At 67.6% G+C, this 879-nt stretch carries 1 protein-coding gene; it reads left to right on the top strand.

Annotation, left to right across the window (positions count from 1 at the left end; genetic code table 11):
- The coding region (locus AC1DO7_RS41395) for an aminotransferase class III-fold pyridoxal phosphate-dependent enzyme (RefSeq protein ID WP_477117590.1) at positions 1–842 on the top strand (842 nt) is incomplete at its 5' end.
- Positions 843–879 lie beyond the last annotated feature (37 nt).

Genomic DNA, 879 nt, shown 5'->3' with positions numbered 1-879 from the left:
CGCCTAATCCCTACCGCGCCGCCGATCCCACCGATGCGCAAGGCATCATCGACGCCTCGGTGGCGGCACTGCGCGCGAAAATCGCCGAACTGGGCGCGGACAATGTGGCCGCGTTCTTCTGCGAACCGATCCAGGGCTCGGGCGGCGTGATCGTGCCGCCCAAGGGCTGGCTCAGGGCCATGCGCGACGCCGCGCGCGAGCTGGACATCCTCTTCGTGGTCGACGAGGTCATCACCGGGTTCGGCCGCACCGGCCCCATGTTTGCCTGCGAGGCCGAAGACGTCACCCCGGACATCATGACGCTGGCCAAGGGCCTCACCGCCGGCTACGTCCCGATGGGCGCGACGCTGATCTCCGACCAGGTCTATGCCGGCATCGCCGACGGCGCACCCGGCGCAGCGCCCATCGGCCACGGCGCCACGTATTCGGCCCACCCGGTCAGTGCGGCAGTGGCGCTGGAAGTCCTGCGGCTGTATGAGGAAGGGGGCATCCTGGCCAATGGGCAGCGTGGCGCGGCAACCTTCGCAGCCGGACTGGATGCGCTACGCAGTCATCCGCTGGTGGGCGACTCGCGCCATCGCGGACTGCTGGGCGCGCTGGAACTTGTCAGCGACAAGGCCAGCAAGCGCGGCTTCGACGCATCGCTGGGGCTGTCCGACCGCATTGCCGCGACCGCCTACGGCAACGGCATCGTGTTCCGCGCCTTTGGCGACAATATCCTCGGCTTTGCCCCAGCGCTGACGTACACCGAAGACGAATTCGAGCTGATGTTCGCGCGCGTGAAGCAGACGCTTGACGACGTGCTCGCCTTCCCCGAGGTGCGTGCCGCGCTTGCGAGCTGAGATTGCAGCAGTCAGCCCATTGTTTCCAAACCAACGC

It is taken from the genome of Cupriavidus sp. 05N40, from assembly GCF_056397305.1.
Note: the sequence above shows the minus strand (reverse complement) of the source record. Positions and strands in the feature narration are given on the sequence as shown.